Genomic DNA, 25,061 nt, shown 5'->3' on the forward strand with positions numbered 1-25,061 from the left:
TTCTAACACTACGTTACTTATACCGCAAATAATAAACCTTCTGCTTCTGCATATCGCGCTTAGCCGTAATTCCCATCGGGGCCAACGACTCCCGTAACTTAGCAAGGTCATTAGTGAATATCGTCAGATTGAACTTCCGGCTGTGGAATCGTTCGCCATTCTTAATGACGACCAGCCCGGGAAACGGCTCCTGCAATGGTGTAACCATAGCCGAAAGGGGCTGATTTTCCAGCGAAACAACGCCATCGCCTTCACTCATCTTACTGAGCTCCGCCTGAGGGTCAGCGAGGTTGGTTAACAGTTTAGTTGTATCCGTTACTTCTAATGTTAATACTTCTAACAGACTGTCGCGGGTCTCCCACTTTAGTTCGAAATTCTTCATCAGGGTGTCCAGTACGTGGGAGGCCTCTGTTTTCGTTATGCTTTTGTAACAATAGGAGATGTACGAGTTGGCTATAGCGGTTGGTAATACTACCTGTATATTGCTCAACTTCATCAGTTGGGCAAAAACCTGTTGGGTATTGATGCCCACCCTGGTTTCATTATATAACTCACCTGGACGTATATAAAAACTACTAGCACCATATGGAACGCTTTCCAGTGGCCCAACACTGAAATACTCTTTAATATCCGCATTATTCTGCACGGCCTGGAATGCGACTTTTAAAGAATCATAGATGGGTGTAGTGCGAACGGCCAGATCGTCTGAGGGAGGTGCAACTACCTCTTTACGGGCCAGGAAGTCGGCTACCATGCCCTCCGTAAGTTCATAGGCAGCTCCTGCCCACTGCACCTCCATGCGATCGTCTACGAGTGCACAGAAGGGAATGAACTGGATACCGAAATTGTCGAATGTTTTGCCGGTGGTATCGGAAACTACGGCAGTGGTAAATGTTACTTTGCTGAGCAGCTTTTTCACTTTGACCTCATTTTCATCGGTGAGGGAAAGGAAACGCAGGCGCTTATCCTGCTTGTAATGATCCGCAATCTCATTGAAGTGTGGCACCCCGGCAATACATGGCGCACACCAGGTAGCCCAGAAATCAATGACCAGGAACTTCCCCTTAAGGTTTTTGTCGGCCGGCACATTGCTGATCCAGTGGGTGATATTGAGCGGGAGTGCGGTTTCCCCGGCTTTGATCTGGGAGAACGATTGAAAATAGGTTAGTATGCTTAACAACAGGATGGTAATCTTTCTTATCATGGTGATTATTTAGGACAACAATCTACGAATTACTCGTAGATATTATATCAAAATAATTGTGCCTGTTACGAGTATGAGTAAACGAACTGTTGGGCAGTCCAACTTATACGCATGAATTTGTATCTCCAATTAATTTCATTATTTTGATTATGCCCCACCGGTAAGCAATGTTGATGTATCCGGCTTTTTGTACCAGTAAATTAGTTTTATCAACTTTTCTTTATATCATGGAAGCAGTTAAAACATCCCCAATTAAAAAAATGACTTTCGACAAGTCGGGTTATTTCTTCATCGCGCTACTTATACTGGCTTTTTTAGGCTTCTGGCAATCTTACTTTTCGAAGTTCGTCACCGGAATAAATGACACCTCTTTCTATTTCCATTTTCATGCGGTGATGATGGTGCTATGGGTTTCTCTGCTGATCATCCAGCCGATATTGGTCCGTAACAAGAAGCTGCATCTTCACAAGCGGCTTGGTAAACTTTCTTATATTTTGATGCCCGTGATGTTGTTATCGGTATTGCTGATACTGCACAGCGCTTTGAACGCGGTGCCCCCGGATAAAATAAGTTTCGATATGATGCTTTTTCCTTTCAGGGATTTTTGGTTGTTGATCATCGCATTTGTTATAGCGATCAGGTATCGCCAAAATGTCCAGATTCACGCACGGGCCATGATCATTACTGGCCTGGTGTTTATAGAGCCTGCGCTGTTCCGTTTTTTTAACCATATGATATTCAAAGATATGGGACCTGTAGCTGCTTTCGCTGCCATGTTCCTTATTTTATCTTTGCTCACAACCCTGGTTGTTCTTGAAAGGAAACAAAAAAGCGGAAGATGGTTATTTCCTTCATTCCTGGTGATCGACATCATTGTGTATTCCATCCTGATCTTCGAAATCCCTTTAACGTTCTTAGATCCGGTTGCAAGGTGGTTTGCAGCATTGCCCTTGACTTAATATCGCATATATAGAGGAGAGGCTGACCCCTCACGATACAGCCTTCCATCTATTGTTATAACTGTGAAATTACCAATGTCCCGGTTTCATTCGTCGCAGGTAACGTGATCTCCAACATTCCTTTACCCATACTTTTTACCACGACAGGCTTACCGTTAAACCGTGCTTTGTACGCAAACGAAGGGTCCATTACCGCCAGCATCGCACGTTTGTGCGGCGGCGTTGCCTGGTCGAATGAAATGTTTGCATTGTAAGATGTAAAACCTTCGTTGAACGACTGCTCGTTGATCCATATCTCGAAACCGGGGGTGATTGTGCCTATTTTGTAATAGGCGGCAAACCAGGCCAGCACTGGGGTGGACAATCCGGAGAACTGGTGCCAGCCAGCGCCCCTGCCGGAAGCGGCTAGGAAATGTTCGAAGGTGTAGTAGGACGCGTCTGTTTCTGTTTTATATACGTCGAGGCCTTTGACGGCTACTTTGCCGGCCAGGTCGGCTTTATCCATGTCGAGCATGGTTTTCCAGACGAACCATTGGTGGGGCATCCATACGGAGCCGTTCCAGTAACCATCGGTGCGGTAGTAGGGGGCGGATTGATCTACTACGGAAATGCCGGAGGGGCTCCACATATGGGTGGATGAAAATATCTTATCTGTCAGTGTTTGCTGCTGAGCAGGTGTACATATGCCTGATACTAACGGGTACGCGCCATCGAGGCCCATGTTGAAGTTGGCACCTGATACGGGGTCTTTGAAAAATCCGGCAGCCCGCCCGGCACTGTCGTGCTGAACATAGGAATAATAACCAGCCTCCCCGTCCCACGAATACTTTTGCAACGCGGCGCCCAGCCTGCTGATATCTCCGTCATATGTTCTAATGTCTGACGCCTTGCCCAGCGCACGTGCAGCCATTCTCAGTATCTTGGCCACCCGTATGGCGTGGGCGGTGGTGATTACAGGTGTTACCTGTTTTTGGAGCCCCTTGTTATGCACGCCCACCTGCGGAGGATAGTCATCCCATCCACCGGAATTATAGAAGTAATCCCAGGTTTTTAACAGGCCGGAGGATAAAGTATTGGTGGAAGAACTCCCATGACGGCCTACCAGGAATTCATAGTATTGTTTAAGTCGGGGATAGAAGTAACTGAGCAACTCCTTCGACTGTGTTTTATTCCAAAGCTCCAGGAACGCGTACATCTGCACTGGTACGGGTGAGCCGTGATGAACGAATGCGGACTGACTACCAGGCGGTGTTAGATAGGCATTGATGCAATCGACTGCCAGCTCAGGATTTACCTGTGAAAGACCGAGCGCAATAAAGCCAAGGTCCCAGGTGTACAGGCTGTTCCACCACTTGCCGGGTGTAAAATGGCGGATGTATTGGTTTTGTGTATACACCGGGTATACTACATTCGATAGTAAGGTGCTTTTAAGCATGTTCTGGCTGAAAAGATATTGCTCCCCTGCGGCCAGTATTCCCTGTTCCTTTTGCACGGTATCGTTCAGCTGTGCGGCGAAATGTGTTTTTAACGGAGTGTTTTGTTTCAGAACGGTCAGTACCTGTTCACGCGCGCCGCTGCTGAGCAGGGCGGTACATGTTTGCGAGGAGAACGGCGCTAATTCTACCGGACGGATAAACACGTTGGCATAATCTCCTCTCCCATTGCCATTCAGCACTTTGGCCACATGGTTATGGGTTTCATTCCGTAAAAAGATATCCAGTTCATCATTCTTTATGCTGCGCACCTTGAATGGCTCCGCGTCCCAGGTAATACCGTAATACGATGGAACGTCCTGGTATTTCAGCAGCAGTTGACGGGCAGCGGGGTTTTCTTCGGTGGCAGGTGTTTTAAGCATGGGCGCTGGCGCGATGGTGAAGGGATGGGCCGACTGGTCGCCTGTAATCACAAACCCGTTCAACAATAAACCGCCACCACCGAGGGACGTAAGACTTAAACGTTGCCGATCAACACCAGTCACCTCAAATGGAACATCCAGCACGGCAAGTGTATCGCTTTGTTTGAAAGTTATTTTCTGGTTTACCAGCCCGGAAAGCTGCACCGCAGATGCCGACGCGTTCTTCAGGTTATAAACAAAAAGCAGCCTGCCCTTTTTCATACCTGTAGGGATACGCACATCATAATCGATCTTATCACCTGCCCGCCTGCCAAAATCCTTCCCAACTCCACGGCCGTTAATAAGGCCTGCACTGCGCACTTCTCCGCGCATCCATCCATCGTAAACAAGATCGGTATCGGGTTGCCTGAGCGCATACGAAATGTTGCGGTAATCCACTGCATTGTACCATGTAGTCCCTTCGCCATACGTCAACTTCCGCTCCCCATAGTTATCGGGGTATTCAATTGATGCAATAAGATTGAGCGAAAGATTCTGTGGCAATGCGGTATTATTGACACAACGCATGGAAACCAGTACCGACGATGTATCTACCAGCGTGTAAGTAACGTCGGTGTATACCTGGTCTTTCCACTCCAGCTCATAGCGATAGGTAATCGTACGCAGGTCGCGCTGCACGTTCCAGGGAAAGTACTGCGATTCGAAACGTACGTTGGGTACAAGGAGTTTGTTGCGATAATAGCCTGGCAACACAGAAAAGTCGAAGCGCATACCGCTTCTTATATCAGGGATGTGAGAAATGCCTGCGTACTTTTTGGAATATGGGCCCCAGGAAGGTAGGCGAAGATCGTGACTGCCATTCAATTTGGCGGTATCGGGAACTTTTAACTGTGCATGAATATCAATCGTAAGTAAAAGTGCCAGGCAGAGGCTTAACCGTGCTATTATCGTCATAGTGAAAGGTTGATTAAATGCCTGCCAGCTTCATACTGGCAGGCATTCGGTATTTAGTTGGCCCCCTCGTTGGGCGTAATCTTTGTTTTATTAATGTCCACCTGGCTCTGCGGGATCGGGAACACGAGGTTGTTTTCGGTCACCGGGTTTACCAGGTTGATCTGTGCTGCTTTTCCATTAATCACCGTAATGGCCCTATCCGTCCTTACAAGGTCGTACCAGCGCAGGTTCTCAAATGCAAATTCTACTCTCCTCTCCTGCTCTATAGCCAGGCGGAACGACTGCTGATCGGGTACTTCTATGGCGGTAAGCGGGTCAAGGTCGGCACGATCGCGCACGTCGTTCAGGTAATCGAAAGCATCCCCATCTGGTACATAACTGGCCTCGTTCAAACACTCTGCGTACATCAGCAACACATCTGCATAACGGATGATGGGAATGTTATTGGCATTATCATTGGCAAGGGCCGGCACATCGAAATACTTCTTTACGAAGTTGCCCGGAATAGTAGCTCCACTTGCATTTACGTAAGACGTGGCAACGGTGGCAGCTTTGCGCGCATCGCCGGCTTCATAGGCATTTATCAGGTCGTCGCTGGGAATGTTGTTACCACCGCCGCCAAACATAATTACCGCATTGCCGGAGTTCTGCGGTGCAAAAGAATTGGGCCATCCATTCCCCTGTCCTACGCCACCTGATTTGTATTGCACATCAAAGATAGCTTCTATATTTTTCTTGTTATTTACTTTGAAAAAATCAGCGTACACTGGCACCAGGTCGTACACTTTCGAGTCGATCACTGCTTTTAACTGGATGGCAGCAGGCGCAAACTTCTTCTGTGCCAGCAATACACGGCCCAGGATAGATTTGGCGGCGCCTTTTGTAGCACGGCCTATGTCTGCCGCCGCCGTGTAATTTGGAGGCAATGCTGCTTCTGCTTCGGTGAGATCTTTTTCTATTTGTGCATACACATCTGCCTTTGGTGCCCTGCCATATTCGTATCCTTCATCCGGATTGGTAATTTCTTTCAGCACAAGGGGCACATCTCCAAAAGTACGTACCAGGTTAAAGTAATAAAGGGCGCGCAGGAACTTGGCTTCACCAATATACCTGTCTTTTAACGCATCACTCATGGTGATAGCACCAATGCGGTCCAGGATGGCGTTGCAGCGGGCAATGGCGGTGTAACTGTTGCTCCAGCGGTTATTGATGTAAGGGTTGGTCGTGCGGATATAGAACCGGTCGAATTCATCCTGATCGGTTACAGAACCAGAGGCCACCGGCATGGAGTTATCGGACCGGACTTCGCCAAATATATAACTGTCGCCACCATAAGTGCCACCCGAGCGCAGGGCGGCATAGGCGCCATTAACAGCGTTTTTGAAATCTTCTTCTGTCTGGTAAAAGTTACCGGTGGTAATGGAAGAAATGGGCTTCAGGTCTACAAACCCTTTGCCGCAGGATGATAGCGCTATTACAATAAACGCTGCCTTGTATATCGTGAGATGATTAAATTTCATGAGGATCAATTTTAGAAACCAATGTTAATACCGAATGTTACTGTTTTCGCCAGCGGATAGCTGCCATAGTCTACACCACCTGTGAGCGGCCCTTCATAGTTACTTACTTCAGGATTGAAGTTGAGGTACTTGGTCCAGGTGTACAGGTTTTGTGCGGATGCATAGATCCTGATCCCCTGTAAATTCAGACGGTTTACAATCGCTGCCGGGAGTTTATAGCCAAGGCTGATGTTCTGAATGCGCAGGTAGGATCCGTCTTCTACCCAGCGGGAAGAAACGGCGTTGTTGTTACCTGTGGTGCGCGCATTGGCCCTCGGCACTTTACCGTTACCCGGATTTTCGGGCGAACGCCAGCGGTCTTTTACAATCGCAAGGTTGTTACCACCGCCTTCCAGGTTGTCGAAGAAACGGCGGCTCAGGTTCAGGATTTGTCCGCCCTGTGTACCCTGCAGGGAAATGGCGAGGTCAATACCCTTGTAAGAAAAGCTGTTGTTCAAACCGTAAATAAAATCGGGCTGGTTATTACCGATGATCGTCCTGTCTTTCGCATCTAAAATGCCATCGCCGGTTACATCTTTGTACTTCACATCACCGGGGCGCGTGGTATTGTCGTGCGGACTGGTATGCAGGTCTGCCGCATCTTTGAAAATGCCAATTTGCTCGTAACCATAGAAGCTACCGATCGGGTGACCAATCATGGTAATGTTGGTTTCGCCTACGCCACTGCCGTTCAGGATCGGATCGCCGGTGGGCCCGAGCGCCAGTACTTTGTTCCGGTTGAACGAGAGGTTGGCATTGGTGTTCCAGGTGAAAGCTCCTGTGAAGTTGTAGCTGTTTACACTAAATTCAAAACCTTTGTTATTCATGCGGCCAATGTTCTTAAACGCGGATCCAAATCCTGTAAGGGTGGGTACGTTCACCGACAACAGCAAATCCCTGGTAACACGGTCGTAATAGTCTGCGGAGAAAGTAAGCCTGTTCTGCCACAGCCCCAGGTCAAAACCCAGGTCCAGTTGCTGGTTACGTTCCCATTTCAGGCCAGAGTTGCCGAGTGAGTTAATAGCCAGGCCGGTTACGAGGTTGTCGCTGAAAGCATAGTTGGTGGTGCCCACGCTACCCACATACGGATAGTAGTTGCTGAAGGAGTTGTTGCCCGACAGGCCGTAGCTCACGCGCAGCTTCAGTTCAGACAATACGGGAATATCTTTCATAAACGATTCTTCGGTCACCCTCCAGCCAACAGAGGCAGCGGGGAAGGTACCAAACCTTTCATCCGGGCCGAAAATAGAAGAACCATCGCGGCGTACCGATAACTTCAACAGGTATTTGGCCTTATAGTTATAGTCTATTCTTGCAAAGTAAGATACGGTAGCGTTCTCCGTAATCTGCGAACTCACCGAGGTGGGTTGTCCTGCCGCATTCAGCGTTTGTACGATATCGTTAGCAAAGATGCCGCCGCCCGCGTTGGCGCTCTGGTATTGCAGTTTGTTCGACTCCGTGCCGATCAGTACTTCCAGGTTATGTACTTCGCGGAACGATACATTATAACTCAATACCTGGTTCACCAGCCAGCTCACCCCCTGTTCGGAAAAGTTGGAACCCACTGCGGCGGTAGGCGGCAACTGCTGGTTCAACGGCATTTTGGAAGTAACGTAAGCGTTCCTCCGGTTGGCGTACAGGTTGGCGTTACCGGACAGGCGATATTTTAAATTCGGCAGAAAGCTGTATTCGGCCCAGGCATTCGATAACAGGTTAATCTGGTGGAATTTGGAGTTATACTCAGTGATATTAGCCACCGGGTTGGTAATACCGGGGAAGTTGTACATCGCGGCCAGTGCGGTTTGGGAAGAATAGGCGCCGTTATCGCTGTAAATGGGTGCCATAGGCATAGCCGAGAGTGCGGCATTGATAATACTGCCATCTGCCCAGTGCCCGTCCGACCGCACTTCGTCGGTTATCCTGTAGGATGGATTGATATTCACACCCATCGATAACTTCGACGTAGGTCTGATGTCGATATTCGCCCGCAGGGTATAGCGGTCCATGGCTGATTTTTTAATAATACCTTTCTGCGACAGGTAACCTGCGCTTACGGAGTATTGTACCTTTTCGGAACCGCCCATCGCGGAGAACTGGTAATTGCTAATCGGTGCCGTGCGGAAGATCCGGTCCTGGTAGTTGTAATCGGGCAGCGCGGCTACTTTAGCCGGGTCATCATAATTGAACCAGTCAAACAGGTCGCCGCGCGGATAACGGTAACGCAGGTAGTTAGAAGGCCTTACACTGTTCGGGTCCGTGATTTGCGCACCGGGCACGTTGTCGAGATAAGCGTTGTTAGCCGCTTCCTTGCCGAATTCCGCAAACTCCTGCGAATTCAATACGTCCAGTTTTTTTGTTACCTGCTGGAAGCCGGTGTATACATTGAGGCTCATGCGGGCTTTACCGGACACGCCTTTTTTAGTGGTTACGAGTATTACGCCGTTGGAGCCACGGGAGCCGTAAATGGCGGCAGACGAAGCATCCTTCAGCACATCGATCTTATCGATTTCTTCCGAATCAAATAACCCGAACACAGCAGAGGAAACAATGTTGCCATCTACTACGATCAGCGGGCTGGTACCTGCCGAAATAGAACCGAAACCTCTTACTTTGATAGCAGGTGTGCGGCCCGGACTTCCCGAGTTCTGTTGCACCACCACACCGGCTATTTTACCCTGCAGTGCCGTAGCTACGTTCGACACCGGCATATCGCGGATCTCCTGCATCGGTACGGATGCAATAGCGCCGGTTACGTTTTGTTTCTTCTGGGTACCGTATCCTATCACCACCATTTCACTCAAATTACTGGACGACGCCACCAAAGTTATGTTCAGTGATGTGCGGCCTGCCAGTGCCCGTTGCTGTGAAGAAAAGCCGATATAAGTAAACAGCAAAGTATCGTTGGCAGAGGGCACGTTCAGGGTAAAACGCCCGTTTTCATTGGTCATAACACCGAGAGAAGTGCCTTTCACGTTTACGCTCACACCAGGCAGCGGCTGCCCCCTGTCGTCGGTAACCACACCGCTTACAGGCACCTGCGCCTGCACCAGCGATTCCACGCCCCGGCCGGCAGAAATAACGATCATGTTGTTACCCATATTACGGTAGCGCAAACCGGAATTCTCAAACAGTTTATCGAGCGCATCGGAGAGGCTGGCGTCCTTTACGGCAAAATCTATCTTCCTGGTCAGCAGGTTAAGATCGTAGTTATAGATGAACCTCACTTTGGCTTTTTTCTCTATCGCAGTAAGCACAGTGCGAAGTTCCGCCTTTTCAAAGCTGGCTGTGATGGTTTGGCTGAATACCTTTTCGGCACTTGCCTGGGTAATGGTAAACAGGATTATTAACACGGAAAGCTTCATAAATAGCAGGAATTTAAGCAGACGTGACGTCATAACTCCCCGGGCAGGAGGTACGTTTTTTTTCATAACTTTGGATTTACGGTTTAAAAAAGAAGAAACCTGTAGATTTTGCCGATCGGAAAGGTTTCTGATACATTAGACTCGTCGGGGAATGTTTGCAGCATTTCCCGATTTTTTTGGTTGTTACTTGTAGATATTTACCTCATTGTTATTGATTTTAAAAGTGAAGGGCAATGACAGTTGCAGGGCTTCCAACACTTCTTCCATCCGCTCATTCTCAAACTTCGCGTGAAACCTGTATGCAGCCACCGCGGGATCATTGATCGTTATTTTTACATTATACCATCTTTCCATTTCCGTGGCGATCTCCCGGAAATCTTCTCCGTCAAACACCAGTTTATTGTATACCCAGGCGGTTTCCACCATAGAGGTGTCGGGTATGCTCACTTTAATATGTTTGATCACCATGGAAGGTTGTGCAGGTGTATTGGCTGCCACAGCAACGGCCTGGCGGTCTACTACTACTTTTTCATGCGGATGCAGTAACAATGCCGACTGGGTTTCTCCTGTTTTGGATACCTGTATCGCACCGCTGATCAGCGTGGCTTCCGACCGCAGATCGTCGGGGTAACATTTTATGTTGAATACGGTACCCAGTACGCGCACATGGAGATCGCGGGTACGAACGAGGAACGGGCGATTGGGCATTTTAGCGACATCGAAATAGGCTTCTCCTTCCAGTTCCACCGCCCTTACAGAGTCACTAAAACGTGTAGGATACACAATGCGGCTGCCTGAATTTAACCATACTATGGTGCCGTCAGACAATAACACCCTGGACTTTGCCCCGGGTTTGGCCACCGTTTCGGTCATTAATGTTTCCGCCGCAGGCTTGTTACGGAAGTACCACCAGCCGCCGCAAACCAGGCCCGTAAGCACGGCTGCCGCTGCCAGCGTTTTGCGCAGGTAATAACGCCGGCTTTCCTGTGGAGCCGGCACTTCGTCCTCTTCCCGGGCGGCAGTGGCTAATATGTGCTGAAAATGGGCTTCTCCGTCCGCATCACCATCTTTGAGGGAAGGCACCGCACCCGGCCAGTAATCGTCCATTATAGAAAGGAAATAGGCATCTTCCGGATGCTCCCTTAGATGGTCATCCAGCTCTTTTATTTCCTCAGGAGTGGCCTCCCCGGACAGTTTCCTGGCTATGAGCCGGGTAATTTTTTCTTTATCCATTGAACCTTGGTTAATGATAAAGACAAGAAATTGAAGAGATGACCTTAAAAGAAAGGGAAATTATTTTTTAACCGCCTTTTGGGGAAATGCGGTAAAGTGGGTTTGTACCTTTTCGGAGATGCGTTTCACAGCAATCACCATCTGGGCGTCTATGGTATTTACCGTGAGGTTCAGTATCTCGGCCACGTCTTTGTACCGCAGCCCGTCTTCCCTCACCAGTTTAAAGATCATTTTGCACCGGGGCGGCAGGGATTCCACTGCGGCCGTTATTTTCGCCTGTATCTCCGCACTGATCATCTTCTGGTCGGGCGCCTGATCGCGGCTTTGCTCGATATCAAAATGTTCAAAGGGTTCGGTGATCTGCCGCTGGGCTTTGGCCGACAGGTAATTTAAGGAACCGTTTTTGACCGCTACATACAGGTATACACGAAGATTGGCGATCGCCAACGCCTTTTCCCTATGTTTCCAAAAGCGGATAAATACATCGTCTACTATCTCCGCTGCTGCTTCGTTGGTTTTAACGATGGAGCAGGCAAACTGGTTGAGGCGCGGACTGTAATACCGGAACAAGCGGCGGAACTCCTGTTCGTCACCGTCCGCGATCAGACGAAGGTCTACTTGCGGCTCCTCATTTGTATTACGTGGCGTATTTAGCAAAAAGGTTATTTAATTTGGATAGATAAACGTGAAATCTGTGTCCCTTATCAAAGTACACTTTTTTTTGAAAAGGAAAATACGCGGTGTATTATTTCTTGTAAACCCGGTCTATTTCCGCCCCTTTGTCGCCCTGCTGTTCCATCCACTGTTTCAGTACCGCTGTGTATTCTTTTACGTACCTGGCATAAGCCGGCTGGTCGGCCAGGTTATTTAGCTCGTAGGGATCTTTTCTTATATCGTAAAACTCCACTGCAGGTCTGTTGCTCACGCGGTACACCAGCATGCCTGCCTTCCTGTCTGTTTTCGCCTTTTCCTGCCAGGAACTCCACACACCCAAATCGCCCGGATTGTTATACCACTTGATCGCGTAGGTGCTGTCCGGCGTCAGGTTCAGGATTAATTTATAGCGGTCGTCGCGCACATTACGGCTTGGGTAGGCCGGGCCTTCGGGGATGTTGTTGTACATACCAAATGCGTAGGGGCGGGCTGATTTGGTAACACCTTTGATCACAGAGAGGAAGCTTTTGCCGTCGAGCCTGGCATCAGGCACACCGCCGGCAATATCTACCAGGGTTGGGGTGATGTCTTCGTATTGCACGATGGCCTCCGTGGTCTTTTTACGTTTGGCCACACCCGGCCATCGTACGATCATGGAGCTTTTCTGTCCGTAATCCCAGCACGTCCATTTACCACCGGGAAACTGCGGGCCTTGTTCACCCAGGAAAATGAAGATAGTGTTCTTATCCAGCCCTGTTTTCTTCAGCAGACCCATCACATCGCCCACCTGGTTATCCAGCCTGCGGATTTCCGCCAGGTACTTACAGTACTGCTCGCGCGTTTCTTTAGTATCTACCATATTGGGAGGTAATACCAGCTGGCCGGCCTTAAATTCAGAAGGGTCGCCGGTGTCCCAGGGTTTGTGCGGATTGATGCTCATCACGAACAGGCAGAAGGGTTTATCGCCCGCCGTCATATATTTCTCTATCCCGGCTAATGTATATTCATCGTTGCTCGATACACAGTTGGGCTGAAAGCCTTCGATGATATCGAACTGGAATATAGATTGCGGTTTGGTCATATGATCTTTCCCTGTTAAACCTACTTTGTACCCTTGTTCGCTCAGGTAATGCGCCACGCTCTTTACATCATTATAAACAGGTTTATGGTTCTGGAAAGAGCCATGCCTTACCGGGTAAAGTCCAGTGAATAGCGAAGCGCGTGTAGGCACACACGTGGCATGGGAAGCATAAATCTGGTTGAACTTCAGTCCCTCTGCCGCGAGCTGGTCGATGTACTTGGTGCGTATGTTTTTACCTCCATAGCAGCTTAACTGGCGTGTATCAAGGTCGTCGGCCATAATGATCACGACGTTAGGACGTTTTTTTTGAGCGGCAAGCGGGGCAGCGGCGAACAGCAGGGTAAAAGCCGTTGCCATTCCTTTCAGATAAGATAGATTCATACGATCATTTTTCACGTGGTGGATGCGCGGGATATGATGATCCCCGCGGTAAATATAATACGTGGAGGGGATTGATTGTATGCTTTTTCACATCTATGACTATCGGCCACCCGCTAACATCCACCACTGCGAGAGAAAGATCAGTTCATTGTGATCCTCACGAACACCAACGATGCCGCCCTGTCGGATATGGAGAAAGATATTTCGGGGGCTTTAAAAGATTAATGTCCTTCCAGCAACACCCTGATCTTCCCCATCGTGCCACGCCAGTAAAACTCCAGGTGTTTACGGATCACATCCGTAGGAAAATTGCTGATATAGAGTGCCAGCTCCGTATGGCTTTCAAAAGGCGTGATAATAAACTCGAGCACAGTATAATTGCCAGGCACATCGGGCAGCCGTGATACAGAGCTGAGGTGGCTATAACTCAGGGCCCGCTCCTTTTCATACTGAAGAATGGCACCCTTGTTTTCAAAAATGCCGTGATGGAAACCACGGATAAAAATAGGCGTACCGGTTTGCCAGCTGGTTCTATGCTGATCTTCATATGCTCATCGCCCATCCATTGTTTCATTAACGGGGGATGCGTGAGGGCTTTCCAAAGTAACGTGGGGGTACACCGGATATTGACAGCGGTCGAAAACTTATCGGTCATACCTGAAGTTAATCATTTCCGTTAAAGCTTCCATCCCTTCCGGCCCTCTTATTCTACCGGCACTCGACCGGCACTTGACCGGCATTCGTATAGCCCCCGCCCCTAAAATTCTACTCAAAACGACATTTTTTCTACCCAAAACGACATTTTCTGCGAGCCTGTTTCCGGAGATTTGTATTAAAAAAAACATGCTACAGAAAAAATACAATGCCATATTAGCCGGGGCCACCGGCGGCTTCGATAAACAGGTAGTGGTACGCCACCGCTACGGGCAGGTACTGATCTGCAAACATCCGCCGAAGCGGGGCAATAAGGGGACGAAAAAGCAACTGGCGGCGCAGGAGAAGTTTCGCCAGGCAGGGGTGTACGCCAAGCTGGTAGCCGTGATACCGGAGCTGACCGACTACTACAAAACCAAACTATCCGGCCCCAGGAACGTGCAGAACCTGGCCATTTCCGACTTCTATCAGGCGCCGGAAATCGACGACATCCAGGTAGATGAGCAGCTGATTACCATTACCGCCACCGATAACTTTATGGTGAAATCGGTGACGGTGAAGATTTATAATGAGGCAGGCGACCTGCTCGAAAGCGGTGCGGCCGTGCAGCGATGCAACAGCGATGAGTGGGACTTTGACAGCAGGTTTGTGTCATCCACCGCCTGTCGCATTGAAGTAAGGGCGATGGACCTGCCCGATAACGAAACCATGGTGGAACATATACATGTACCTGCATGCGTATTTATTCAGGAAAACGAACACCTTCCATCTCATCCAGCCGGGCAATTATGCCCCAGCCGTAAAAGTAGTTCGCAACTGCTATCAGTACCTCGTTCCTACCCTTTTGCAACGGCAGCCTCACTACTGTATTCTCAATCGTGCACCTTCCGGAAGGAAACTTCTGTCCCGGTGATCCGAAATGATTCTTATCGGCATATACCGCCTGTCCGTTTACAAATAGCCAGATTTCATCACTGAAGCCCAGGTGTAAGTTGCGCTCCTGCGCACTGTCCGATTCAATAGTGGTTTTTACCCAGGCCAGGCGGCGGGTTTTAAAGGGCGTACCGCCTAAAGCACGAGTAAGGTTTAGCAGCGCACGATCTTCGGTAACGAGGGGTGTCCATTTGGTGGAGCTATCGGGGTATTCGGGGCAAATGAGTTTGCCGCCGAGGTAAGGCAAGGGTGCCGCTATTTCTTTTCCGAAAGGGAATTCGATGGCCGGGCTACATTGCCATTTACGCAGGTAACGGGTATCATTGTACACAGGGATATACCCCTGTGAGGGGTCGAGGTTTTCCACAGCTCCCGGTTTTATCACCATATTGGCGATGGTGATCTCACCGCCCGAAAAAGCAATGCCACCGTTTTTCACCCCGCCTTCCAGCGATGGTACTAACAGGGCATGACGGGTCATATCGTTTACGTAAGCCTTCATTTGTTTGCCGGATACCACGAGTTTAATATGGTTCCAGCCCGGGATGTTCAGGCGGGCACCGGCCTGGTATTCGTCGGCGAGGTCCCACAGATTGGTGCTATCGACCATCGCGGTATATTGCAGCGTAGTGCGTTTGGCCGGAGCCGCATCTTTAAAATAGCGCAGGTAAAAGTTATCCCCCGTTTTACCATCGGCCGACAGGTGAAAGGTAATACCAGGAAACCCAAAACCAAATTCCACATCGTATTCGATAGTGCCGTCCGAAAATTGCTGGTCCTTTAGCAGCAGGGGTTCGCCCGCTTTTACATATACGGCCTTAACACCCTTGTGCATGATAAATTTAATGCCGGCAGCAGGGTCGTACTGCCAGTACGCCGGCTCCATGGGCACGTTGATAACTTTAGCTTTTTGCTGCGCAACAGTACCCAGCGTAAACAGGAACAACGACAGCAGCGAGATGGATGTTTTCTTTAAAATCAATGTCATAGCGCGTAATTTTTTTAACTTTAGAAGTGATGGCGGTAAGTTAAACCGGCTATCGTTTCGGGTGTGGTGCAAGTACGCGCCAAAGCTGTGCAAGCTGGCGCCAACTATCTTAAACATTGATAATGAATAACAACGGCGAGGCATTTTACCTGTCCCAATTGCTTAAACAAATCGGGGAAGTATTTGACAGAGGCGCCGCCAGCGACTGGACGCCCTACGACTTTAACAAATTGTCGGACGCTATTTTCGAGCGTACGGACGTGCGCCTTAGCGTTACTACCCTCAAGCGAATTTTCGGGCGGTTGAAATATGACAGTGCGCCTACGCTTAGCACGCTTAATACGTTGGCGCAGTTTGCCGGGCATGCCGACTGGCTGGCGTTTAAATCACAGCCCGGCGAAGCGGTGTTAGAAACGACGGTTAACATTCCTCTTCCTCCCGCCAAAAAGCCGAAATGGTTATGGACCAGTCTGGCGGGCAGCATTATCCTGGCTGCCTGTTTACTAGTGATCTTCCAGTTTGCCGGTAAAAGCCGTAAGGCCTATACACCTGCCCAATTCGAATTCAGCGCTAATAAAATGATAGCAGAGGGCGTACCGAATTCAGTGGTATTTAATTACACCGCGAACGCTAAACCAGACTCCCTGTTCATCGTGCAAACCTGGGATATGTCGCGCAAGGTGCAGGTACCGGCCGATAAACATGCACACTCGGCCATCTATTATTATCCCGGTTTCTTTAAAGCAAAACTGATAGCCGATACCCAGGTAGTAAAAACACAGGATATATGGATTACGACTGCGGGCTGGTTATGTTTGCTGGAAGAAGAGCCCTTCCCCGTTTATCTTCCCAAAAAAGAATACGAACAAAACGGCATTATTGAAGTAACCGACGCCATGCTGGCCCCATACCTTCATACATCGCCGGTGCCGAAAGTGCGTTTCTTTAACCAGCGCGACATGGGCGAGTTAATGAATGACAACTTTGTATTTGAAACCACCGTTAAAAACACCTTTGACGATGGCCGTAACGCCTGCCACGCCAGCCAGGTGCTGATACAGTGTAAAGACGATATGATCTTTATTCCGCTGGCTGCGAAGTCATGCGTGGGCGACCTGTCACTCTATTACTGCGGAACGTGGATACAAAGCAAATCGGCCGATCTTTCGGGATTCGGCTGCGACCTTACGCAATGGACAACACTGAGGGTAGAAGCAGTTAAAGGTAAGGTCAGTATTTACGTTAATGATCGGCCAGCATATACATTAACGTTTCCGAATAAACCCACTGCTATTGTGGGTGTACAATACAGGTTTAATGGCGCTGCTGCGGTGAAAGACACGAGGTTTACCGCTAATGGTAATGCGCACGAAATGAAGTAGGCCCATCTCCCGGAAGCAACATTTATCTCTCCCCAAAATTCTACCCAAAACGACATTTTTTCTACCCAAAACGACATTTTTCCCCGATCAAATCCGCCACCTTTGAAGTGTTATTTTAATTATATCACTTTAAAAACTTTTAACAATGTATCAGAAAAAATTCAATGCCACCACACATGGTGCAAGCGGAAAATTCGACGAGCAAATCGTGTACGCTCAACGAAATGGCAAAACAACGATCACGATCGCAAAGCCTAAAAAAGAACGTAAGCTGACCCAGAAAGAACAGGAGGTACAGGACCGTTTTACAGAGGCTACACTTTGGGGTAAATGGATTATGTCGACCCCGGAAAACCAGGAACCCTACGTGATGGCGGTGGGAGAAAAAGGTAATATCTACCAGGCCGCCATTAACGACTTCCTTTCAGTACCCATGGTGGAACTGGTCAGGAGTCTTAACTATACGGGGGTCCCGGGAGGCCAGATAGTAGTGCTGGCCCAGGACGATGTTAAGATCGATTCGGTGATCGTAGAATTGTTCAATCCCAACGGCGATTTGCTGGAAAGCGGAGCCGCACAGGAGTACTCAAAGAACAGTTACCGCTACACCGCTACTACCGAAAACCCGGCACCGAACGGCACCAGGGTGGTAGTAACCGTGAAAGACCTGCCAGGCAATGCTATCACGAAAGAAGTGTTGCTGTAAGGCTTATTAGTTTCAGGACCGGGGCTCATGTGGGCCCCGGTTTATTTTTCGGTATTCGAGTGGTTTATAGCCTGTTACTTTTTTAAAGGTGGCGGTAAATATGCTGGGGTTAGCATAACCAACATCCAGGGCAATTTCTTTCACCCGTAACCGTGTAGTTAACAATAATTCCCGCGCTTTGTCGATTTTTGCCAGCGGTCTGGCATCCTTTAACGTAATACCCGTTTTTACCCTGAACTCGTCGCAGGCATGCCGGTAACCAACACCCGCCTTTTTCGACATTTTTTTAACGGCGCCCTGTGGGTTACCAACGCGGGTTAACGACAGTGTTATTTCAGAGAGTACCTGGCTATCCACAGCACCAGTCCTGTATTTCGACTTAAAATGTTTATCTGTTTTTTTAACCGCGCCCGCGTATTCTTTCATCAGTTCACAAATCTGTTTTTCCACTTCCACCTTACGCACCCAGCCCGTTAAATTATTTTTCCGCAGCCGTTCAAATACGTTGTATACGTGCCTGTTGACAGGCAGCGATACCTGCCTCACGCCTTCTGTCGCGGTAGTTACCAAATGTTTCGTTACTGCGTCAATTTCCGCGCAGTCCTGCTGCATATCCGAAAGCATTTTCAGGCTTAGTGCAAAATGGCATAACGTGTATTCCCCAACGGCCAAACTTAATCCATGCTGGCCGGCAGGTAAATAATACAGGTGATAAGTGTTTTCCGGAAGCGTTCGTGGCTTGACCAGGCAGGTAGGATTACCTTTGATAACATAGGAGATCAGCACCGTGGGTTCAGCGATGATATAATACAGCGTCTTCGGCTCGTCGAGCCGGATATGATCGCGAAAATACCCGCTATGCGTGCCCTCTTCCTCCTGGTGCAGTATGGCACCAAAGGGGCCGCTGGTTACCTTAGCGGGTATATAGGTTATTAATGCCGGATCTCTGTGTGGTGACGGTAAATAATCAATTGCCACATCTTCCTGATGTGATGGCAATACAAATTCCATGTAGTTCAGTTTTGGTGTTTATAATAAACTGCCAAAACGGTTTAAATAATAATAGGCTACTACTAAGATAAGTATTGCTAATTATTTAGCAAAATATTCCCTGATTCTATGTATATAACTACATTTCCGCAACACAAAACTTTCCCATAACTTTAGTACATGTCATCCACCCTCAACCCGTTATTCCAACACTTCGAAACATACATTCCCCTCTCCACTCCGCTGCGGCAGGAGTTGGAAAGCCGCATCCGCATCCGGTCGTTTAAGAAAGGTCAGTTACTGCACGATGCAAAATATGTTTGCAGTGAAAGTCACTTTATTCAAAAGGGGCTGGTGAGAGTTTTTTTTGAGAAAGATGGAAAAGAGATCAGTGAATATTTTAGTGCCGAGGGCGAGTGGGTAAATTCGCCCCGCAGTTTTATGCAGCAGCAGCAAGACATTTACTCCATTGATGCGCTGGAAGATACGGATACGTACTGCCTGCAGGTGCGCGACCTCATATATCTTTTCGACCATTTCCCCGAAATGGACAGGTACTCGCGGCTCACGATGGGCATACTGTTCGGGCATTTCATGGAGCGTATTACATCGATGCGGTTTACAACGGCCAAAGAGAAATATGAACACTTCCGCAGCGTGTACCACGACATCTGCCACCGGCTGCCACTGGGCATGATCGCTTCGTACCTGGGCATTACGCAGGAAACCTTAAGCCGCATCAGGGCCGAAAAGTAGTTTTTGATCCATATCAAATAATCGCGTACTGAAAACGCAGAGCTTTGTTAAAAAATATCATCCATGCGCTTTTTCATCAGTCTTATTGCAATTCTTTGCTGCACCGGCGGCCTCTCCGCCCAGCAAACCCTTCAAACACCGCAGGTAAACAGCATTTTATACAGCGGCCCCGGCGACAACCAGCCGCTGCTCGTAGGCCTTGGCGGCTCCGAAGGCGGCAATGCCTGGAGCAGTGATCACTGGAAGGCTACCCGCGACACCTTTCTCGCCAAAGGTTACGCCTTCCTGGCCCTCGGTTACTTCGGCGCGCCCGGTACACCGGATACACTCAACCGCATCTCCATCGATGCGGTGCATGATGCCATTCTTAAAGCCGCTTCCAACCCACGCATCAACAAACGTAAAATCGCCATCATCGGTGGTTCCCGCGGCGGCGACCTCGCCTTACTGCTGGCCAGCTATTATCCGGATATCAGTTGCGTGGTAGCCATCGTTCCCAGCCATGTTACCTTTCCCGGTCACACCGATCACTTCAGCACACCCGCCTGGACGTTTAAAGGCCGCGACCTGCCGTTTGTTCCGGTAAACGAAGCCTCCGTACCATTCCTGATGAAACGCGATTTAAGGGGCGCTTTTGAGGCTATGCTACAGGATACCGCAGCCGAGCGTACGGCGTTAATACCTGTGCAAAATATCAAAGGCCCGGTATTACTGCTGTCTGCCAAAAGCGATGAGATTTGTCCATCCACCCCGATGTGCGAAAAGATGATACAGCAACTGAAACGGAAAGATGCCAGGCATATAGCTTACGACGGCAAACATGCCGAGCCGTTAAAACATTTTGATACGGTCTATAAATTTTTAGACCAGCACTTTAAAGCGCGGTAAGGCAGGTTAAAAACCGGGCAGTCCTTGTTAAATACCGGGTGAAAAATAAAACTATCTTTGCGGGCATGCTTCAGATCAGTAACACCGACATCGAAAAGTCGCTCGACTGCCCTTCGCTTATTGCAGCGTTGAGGGATATGTTTTCTTCCGAATTCACGATGCCATTGCGGCACCATCATTTCTATTCCCTGCCTGGCGGCATTGATAATACCCTTATCCTGATGCCATCGTGGAACAACGAATATATGGGCATTAAACAGGTGATCGTAGCGCCCGGCAATGCCAGCCAGTCGTTACCTTCCATCCACGCCCTTTACACGATACTGGACGCCCGCACCGGCGTGCCCCTGGCCATGATGAACGCGGCCATGCTCACTTCTATCAGAACAGCCTGTACTTCTGCGCTGGCAGCAGATTACCTGGCCGCGAAGGATGCCAAGACTTTATTAGTGGCCGGTACGGGCAAAGTGGCCCGCCACATGGTGCCCGCACACAAAAGCGTAAGGAATTATGAACGGGTGATGATATGGGGCCGTAATGAAGAACGCGCCCGCGACATGCAGGCATTGTTGCAGCAAAGCGGCCACGAAACAGAAGTAGTGACCAACCTCGAAGAAGCCGTTAAAGCAGCCGATGTGATATCCTGCTCCACCATGGCCGAAACACCCATCATCCATGGCGAATGGCTGCATCCGGGGCAGCACCTCGACCTGGTAGGCTCTTACAAACCCGGCATGCGTGAGGCCGACGACCAGGTAATTCTCAGCAGCTCACTGTTCGTAGATTCACGTGCAGGTGCCCTACACGAATCAGGCGAGTTAGGTGAACCTATTAAAAATGGATTAATAGAGGCAGAAGATGTGGAGGCAGACATAGTGGAACTGTGTTCAGGCAAACATCATGGCCGAAGCGCAGCGCATGAGATCACGTTGTTCAAGTCGATGGGACTGGCGATAGAAGATTTGACGGCGGCGTTGCTGGTGTATAACAAGGTTAAATAGTTTTATGCTGATAAAATGGTAAGGGCCGCACTCACGTACGGCCCTTATTGTTTTACGCAAAAAAAGATGGCCAGGCAAACGCCCGGCCATCTCTATAAAAAACACTATAACTACTCCGGCATAAATAACACCGCGTCTGCCACCACAACGCCATTAGCACCATCGTTCGTAATTTCCACGTACGACTTCTTCCCTTTCTCCAGTTTCACCACACCTAAATCTACCCACTCTCCGGAAGTTTGTCCTACCACTTTTACTGACTCGGCAGTATAAGATGCAGGCGTTACTTTACCGTTTGAAGAGATATTGATCATTGTTTTGGCGGAGAGGCCTGCCTGTTTAGGCACATAAGTATACACCCGGTAATTGCCGGTGCGTACTACCTGCGGCACGAAACGGATACTTGCTTTACCATCTTTCGCGTGTAATACGGAAGGACCGTAAGCGCCTTTGGTTTCCCTTTTCCAGTCGCCGGTTACTACTACGTTCGCTTTATCGTCGTTATCTACCAAAATTTCAGCAGTAGCATTGGTGGCCAAAGGTTTCAGGCGCAGTTGCTCCTGCAGTTTGGCTACATCTATATCCTGTATTGCTTTTTTGCTATCGATCGCCATGGCTGCGGCTACGGCAGATGATTGTGCCAACACCATGAACACGGGCTCCATACGGATAGAACCGTAGGCAATGTGGGTGGCCGACAGGCAAACCGGTACGAATACGTTTTTACAATCTTCCGCTTTAGGGATGATAGAGCGGTAAGCGATGGGGTAAGGACCGAAACCGCCAATCTGCACATCTCCTTCATTCTTCACCATACCGTTAACCACCACGCGCTGGGTATTGTGAGAGTCCATGGTATATGCGGCCATACCCACACCGTCTTTTACCACTTCTTTACCTACGCAGTTCGCCTGTGTCATTACGTAAGCACCTACCATCCGGCGGGCTTCACGTACATACATTTGTGGCGACCAGTTACCGCTTTCGGTATATTCATCTTTTGGATAACCCCATTTCAGCATCTGCTTACGGAGGTGTTCAGGCATACGGGGATCGTGGCCGATGAAGTAGAGCAAACCTTTCGTGTACAGCACATGCTGTTTAAAGATTTTCTCTCTTTCTTCAAAACTAGCCTCGGGATAATCGTAGTTCATACCGATCATATCGGTAGAAAACGGCCCGTTATTATTGATGTCTGTTTTATGATTCGGCATCAGGTCGAACTTCAGGAAACCCCAAAGATCGCCGGGTGTCTTTTTCTGGATGTAACGGATCAGCAGCTCGTACTTCGAAGGATCGTAAGCTTCAGGCTGTGTGATGGGTACCTGGTTGTTAGGATCGTCGCTGAGGCAGATGCGGAAATTGTAGGCCTGTACCATTTTATCGCCGCTACCCTGCGGGGCCAGTTTTGCACTGCTGATGCCCCATACCAGGCCGCTTTCAGGTTTACCCGGCTCCTTGTAAGGATCAACACCATCGGGAAACTGGTGTTTATCCAGCATCTGCACGCCGTTATAGGTTTCATTATAATCAGCATTTGCCTCACGGCCTACGATGTAAGAAATGCCAGCCTTCGCCATCAGATCGCCCTCGTACGAGCAATCGATAAACATCTTGGCGCGCACGGTTACATCACCTGCCTGTATTTCGGTTACCCTTCCATTTTCTTTTTTAAGACTGGTAAGATGATGATCATAGATGATATCGAGGCCTGCCTCTTTCACATACTGATGGAAGGTACGTTCCGCTACGCTGGGTTCGAATATCCATTGCTCAAACTTGCCGTAGTGTTTACCGATGCGGCGGTAGTAATCGCGCGACAAACCAGTGATGGCATACTTGTTACCGATATCAGTGTAGCCGAGTCCGCCGGAAGTGAGGCCACCCAGGCGTTTGCCGGGTTCGATCACTACCACGGTTTTGTTCATCTTCTTTGCCGTATACGCTGCTATCACACCCGCTGAAGATCCTCCGTAAACACAAATATCAACTTGTTTTACCTGTTGTGCCATCATGCTGCCCGAGAGTAGCAGGAGGCCGACTAATAGTTTCATTTTCATAAATAGTGGATTAATAACCAGGGTTCTGATCTTTTACCGGGTCTATTGCTTTATTGTAATTGATTTCTGCCTGTGGAATGGGCCAGAGCATGTGGCGGGCTGCTACATCTTTTCCTTTCACCGCTTTCACCACCTGTTGTGCAATACCCAGACGTTTGAGATCGAGCCAGCGTTTGGCTTCTCCGCAGTTTTCATATCCTCTTTCTTTCACCACCAAATCTATGAACGTCTGCTTACCTGCATAATCAGCGAGGTTAAAATCTGTTGCAACATCGGGTACAGTAGCGGGTTTACCATAAGCCCTGCGGTGTACCATATTCAATTTCTCCATCGCATCGGCTGTAGGAGCACTTTCGGCCTGGGCTACCGCTTCTGCATAAAATAATAAGATGTCGGCATACCGGTATACAGGGTAGTCGTTGGCGGCATACTGCGCATCTTTATCGGTAAACTTCTTCAACAATATAGTGGTAGGGCCAAGACCAAAGGTTTGGGAATACCAGTTGAATTTATAACGCAAATCGTTTTTATCCCAGGCTTTCATGAAAGAATTCGTTTCCGAATCGGCGTAAAACGTGTAGTAAGCATTGCCTTTATAATAACCGGAGTTGGGATAGTAACAGTAGTCGAGGTACGGAAAGCCCTGTCCTACCGGCATACGCGCATACTTCAGGTAAAATATTTCTTCAGGAGTACCATTTATATCGGCGCCAAACAGCTTTTCGAAATCCGCCGTTACCGTAACGGGTACCAGGGAGAACTTGTTAGTGGTAATAATCTCCAGCGCTTTATCACGTGCTTTATCGTACTGGTGCAGGTTCATGTATACATCGGTAAGCACCGCTTTGGCCACCAGTTTGGAAGGTGTACCTACTAAACGGGGTGCGTCCAGCAGGTTTTGTTCTGCGAACAAAAGATCGTCTACAATATAATTGTATACTGCCTCTGTTGATGAACGTGCCAGGTTGATAGAATCCATGGTAATTTCTGTACGTAAGGGTACGCCCGCCCAGTTACGCACCAGGTAGAAGTAACACAATGCCCTCATAAACCGCGCTTCACCCACATATTTCTGTACCTCCGCTGGCGTCAGTTGTTTGCCCAGAGGGGCCCGTTTTACCACGATGTTGGCGTTACGGATAGATTGGTAAAAGGCACTCCACATATCTCCTACACGCGTGATGTTGGTATTATCCAGACCAGCGTAGTCGTTCAGCGGGGCATGGCTGCCACGGCCGATCATGTATTCTGTATATATTTCCTGCTGGCATTCGTATAACGCACCCAGGGTACCGCCTGCGCGGATGGGTGTATAAATGGCATTCAGGCCGGCTTCTACTTCGGCCGGGGTGTTGTAAAAGTTTTCTGCGGCAATAGACTTAGGACTCTCTTCCAGCATATCGGAGCAGGAAGTGAGCAGTAATGCGGCAAGTATGATGAAGATAGACTGTTTCATGTGTA

18 protein-coding genes are annotated in these 25,061 nt (G+C 48.9%); 6 read left to right on the forward strand and 12 right to left on the reverse strand.

What is annotated here, in order from left to right:
* Positions 1-13: 13 nt before the first annotated feature.
* Positions 14-1,204: a TlpA disulfide reductase family protein gene (locus tag QZT80_RS02950; protein WP_295117412.1), complete on the reverse strand. Its 1,191-nt coding sequence runs from the start codon at positions 1,202-1,204 to the stop codon at positions 14-16.
* Between the two features lie 227 nt (positions 1,205-1,431).
* Here QZT80_RS02950 and QZT80_RS02955 point away from each other — a divergent pair, with 227 nt between their 5' ends.
* Complete coding sequence (locus QZT80_RS02955) at positions 1,432-2,163, forward strand: hypothetical protein (RefSeq protein ID WP_295117415.1); 732 nt, start codon at positions 1,432-1,434, stop codon at positions 2,161-2,163.
* A 55-nt stretch (positions 2,164-2,218) separates the two neighbouring features.
* On the opposite strand, the gene QZT80_RS02960 is transcribed toward QZT80_RS02955, so the two are convergent.
* The 8 genes from QZT80_RS02960 to QZT80_RS02995 all read right to left on the reverse strand — a co-directional run bounded on the left by QZT80_RS02960 (position 2,219) and on the right by QZT80_RS02995 (position 15,817).
* Positions 2,219-4,972 (reverse strand): hypothetical protein, encoded by a 2,754-nt coding sequence (locus QZT80_RS02960; RefSeq protein WP_295117418.1) that lies wholly within the window; start codon positions 4,970-4,972, stop codon positions 2,219-2,221.
* 53 nt (positions 4,973-5,025) lie between these two features.
* Positions 5,026-6,492, reverse strand: a complete 1,467-nt coding sequence (locus QZT80_RS02965) for a RagB/SusD family nutrient uptake outer membrane protein (protein ID WP_295117421.1) — start codon at positions 6,490-6,492, stop codon at positions 5,026-5,028.
* Positions 6,493-6,503: 11 nt separating this feature from the next.
* Entirely contained in the window at positions 6,504-9,893 is a 3,390-nt protein-coding gene (locus tag QZT80_RS02970; RefSeq protein ID WP_295117424.1) for a SusC/RagA family TonB-linked outer membrane protein, read from the reverse strand.
* A 183-nt stretch (positions 9,894-10,076) separates the two neighbouring features.
* On the reverse strand, positions 10,077-11,126 hold the full coding sequence (locus QZT80_RS02975; protein WP_295117427.1) for a FecR domain-containing protein: 1,050 nt from the start codon (positions 11,124-11,126) through the stop codon (positions 10,077-10,079).
* 60 nt (positions 11,127-11,186) lie between these two features.
* Complete coding sequence (locus QZT80_RS02980; protein ID WP_295117430.1) at positions 11,187-11,783, reverse strand: RNA polymerase sigma-70 factor; 597 nt, start codon at positions 11,781-11,783, stop codon at positions 11,187-11,189.
* A gap of 88 nt (positions 11,784-11,871) precedes the next feature.
* The gene (locus QZT80_RS02985) at positions 11,872-13,242 is read right to left on the reverse strand and encodes a sulfatase (RefSeq protein WP_295117432.1); all 1,371 of its coding nucleotides are present in this window, start codon (positions 13,240-13,242) and stop codon (positions 11,872-11,874) included.
* A 221-nt stretch (positions 13,243-13,463) separates the two neighbouring features.
* Complete coding sequence (locus QZT80_RS02990) at positions 13,464-13,613, reverse strand: hypothetical protein (RefSeq protein WP_295117434.1); 150 nt, start codon at positions 13,611-13,613, stop codon at positions 13,464-13,466.
* A gap of 1,025 nt (positions 13,614-14,638) precedes the next feature.
* The gene (locus QZT80_RS02995; protein ID WP_295117437.1) at positions 14,639-15,817 is read right to left on the reverse strand and encodes a hypothetical protein; all 1,179 of its coding nucleotides are present in this window, start codon (positions 15,815-15,817) and stop codon (positions 14,639-14,641) included.
* A gap of 122 nt (positions 15,818-15,939) precedes the next feature.
* Here QZT80_RS02995 and QZT80_RS03000 point away from each other — a divergent pair, with 122 nt between their 5' ends.
* Together QZT80_RS03000 and QZT80_RS03005 are read left to right on the forward strand one after the other, a co-directional pair.
* Complete coding sequence (locus QZT80_RS03000) at positions 15,940-17,199, forward strand: hypothetical protein (RefSeq protein WP_295117439.1); 1,260 nt, start codon at positions 15,940-15,942, stop codon at positions 17,197-17,199.
* 145 nt (positions 17,200-17,344) lie between these two features.
* Entirely contained in the window at positions 17,345-17,905 is a 561-nt protein-coding gene (locus QZT80_RS03005) for a hypothetical protein (RefSeq protein WP_295117442.1), read from the forward strand.
* A 12-nt stretch (positions 17,906-17,917) separates the two neighbouring features.
* Here the strand turns inward: QZT80_RS03005 and QZT80_RS03010 are convergent, their stop codons facing one another.
* Positions 17,918-18,916: a helix-turn-helix transcriptional regulator gene (locus tag QZT80_RS03010; protein ID WP_295117445.1), complete on the reverse strand. Its 999-nt coding sequence runs from the start codon at positions 18,914-18,916 to the stop codon at positions 17,918-17,920.
* Between the two features lie 159 nt (positions 18,917-19,075).
* On the opposite strand from QZT80_RS03010, the gene QZT80_RS03015 reads away from it, so the two are divergent.
* The 3 genes from QZT80_RS03015 (at position 19,076) to QZT80_RS03025 (ending at position 21,540) form a co-directional block, all read left to right on the forward strand.
* The gene (locus tag QZT80_RS03015; RefSeq protein ID WP_295117448.1) at positions 19,076-19,651 is read left to right on the forward strand and encodes a Crp/Fnr family transcriptional regulator; all 576 of its coding nucleotides are present in this window, start codon (positions 19,076-19,078) and stop codon (positions 19,649-19,651) included.
* Positions 19,652-19,714: 63 nt separating this feature from the next.
* A complete protein-coding gene (locus tag QZT80_RS03020; RefSeq protein ID WP_295117450.1) occupies positions 19,715-20,539 on the forward strand; it encodes an acyl-CoA thioester hydrolase/BAAT C-terminal domain-containing protein in 825 nt (274 codons plus the stop codon).
* A 65-nt stretch (positions 20,540-20,604) separates the two neighbouring features.
* Positions 20,605-21,540 carry an ornithine cyclodeaminase family protein gene (locus QZT80_RS03025; RefSeq protein ID WP_295117454.1) on the forward strand — a complete coding sequence of 312 codons (936 nt, stop codon included), beginning with the start codon at positions 20,605-20,607 and terminating at the stop codon, positions 21,538-21,540.
* Between the two features lie 110 nt (positions 21,541-21,650).
* Here the strand turns inward: QZT80_RS03025 and QZT80_RS03030 are convergent, their stop codons facing one another.
* A complete protein-coding gene (locus QZT80_RS03030) occupies positions 21,651-23,600 on the reverse strand; it encodes an FAD-dependent oxidoreductase (RefSeq protein ID WP_295117457.1) in 1,950 nt (649 codons plus the stop codon).
* Between the two features lie 10 nt (positions 23,601-23,610).
* Positions 23,611-25,056, reverse strand: a complete 1,446-nt coding sequence (locus tag QZT80_RS03035) for a RagB/SusD family nutrient uptake outer membrane protein (protein ID WP_295117459.1) — start codon at positions 25,054-25,056, stop codon at positions 23,611-23,613.
* Between the last annotated feature and the right edge of the window lie 5 nt (positions 25,057-25,061).

The organism is uncultured Chitinophaga sp. (assembly GCF_902168175.1).
GTDB lineage: Bacteria > Bacteroidota > Bacteroidia > Chitinophagales > Chitinophagaceae > Chitinophaga.

Excerpts from the sequence above, each read along its gene's own strand:
- QZT80_RS02950 (WP_295117412.1), bottom strand. The coding sequence starts at position 1,204 with ATGATAAGAAAGATTACCATCCTGTTGTTAAGCATACTAACCTATTTT.
- QZT80_RS02995 (WP_295117437.1), bottom strand. The coding sequence starts at position 15,817 with ATGACATTGATTTTAAAGAAAACATCCATCTCGCTGCTGTCGTTGTTC.
- QZT80_RS02975 (WP_295117427.1), bottom strand. The coding sequence starts at position 11,126 with ATGGATAAAGAAAAAATTACCCGGCTCATAGCCAGGAAACTGTCCGGG.
- QZT80_RS02985 (WP_295117432.1), bottom strand. The coding sequence starts at position 13,242 with ATGAATCTATCTTATCTGAAAGGAATGGCAACGGCTTTTACCCTGCTG.
- QZT80_RS03035 (WP_295117459.1), bottom strand. The coding sequence starts at position 25,056 with ATGAAACAGTCTATCTTCATCATACTTGCCGCATTACTGCTCACTTCC.
- QZT80_RS03015 (WP_295117448.1), top strand. The coding sequence starts at position 19,076 with ATGTCATCCACCCTCAACCCGTTATTCCAACACTTCGAAACATACATT.
- QZT80_RS03005 (WP_295117442.1), top strand. The coding sequence starts at position 17,345 with ATGTATCAGAAAAAATTCAATGCCACCACACATGGTGCAAGCGGAAAA.
- QZT80_RS03025 (WP_295117454.1), top strand. The coding sequence starts at position 20,605 with ATGCTTCAGATCAGTAACACCGACATCGAAAAGTCGCTCGACTGCCCT.
- QZT80_RS02960 (WP_295117418.1), bottom strand. The coding sequence starts at position 4,972 with ATGACGATAATAGCACGGTTAAGCCTCTGCCTGGCACTTTTACTTACG.
- QZT80_RS03010 (WP_295117445.1), bottom strand. The coding sequence starts at position 18,916 with ATGGAATTTGTATTGCCATCACATCAGGAAGATGTGGCAATTGATTAT.
- QZT80_RS02965 (WP_295117421.1), bottom strand. The coding sequence starts at position 6,492 with ATGAAATTTAATCATCTCACGATATACAAGGCAGCGTTTATTGTAATA.
- QZT80_RS02970 (WP_295117424.1), bottom strand. The coding sequence starts at position 9,893 with ATGAAGCTTTCCGTGTTAATAATCCTGTTTACCATTACCCAGGCAAGT.
- QZT80_RS03030 (WP_295117457.1), bottom strand. The coding sequence starts at position 23,600 with ATGAAAATGAAACTATTAGTCGGCCTCCTGCTACTCTCGGGCAGCATG.
- QZT80_RS03000 (WP_295117439.1), top strand. The coding sequence starts at position 15,940 with ATGAATAACAACGGCGAGGCATTTTACCTGTCCCAATTGCTTAAACAA.
- QZT80_RS03020 (WP_295117450.1), top strand. The coding sequence starts at position 19,715 with ATGCGCTTTTTCATCAGTCTTATTGCAATTCTTTGCTGCACCGGCGGC.
- QZT80_RS02955 (WP_295117415.1), top strand. The coding sequence starts at position 1,432 with ATGGAAGCAGTTAAAACATCCCCAATTAAAAAAATGACTTTCGACAAG.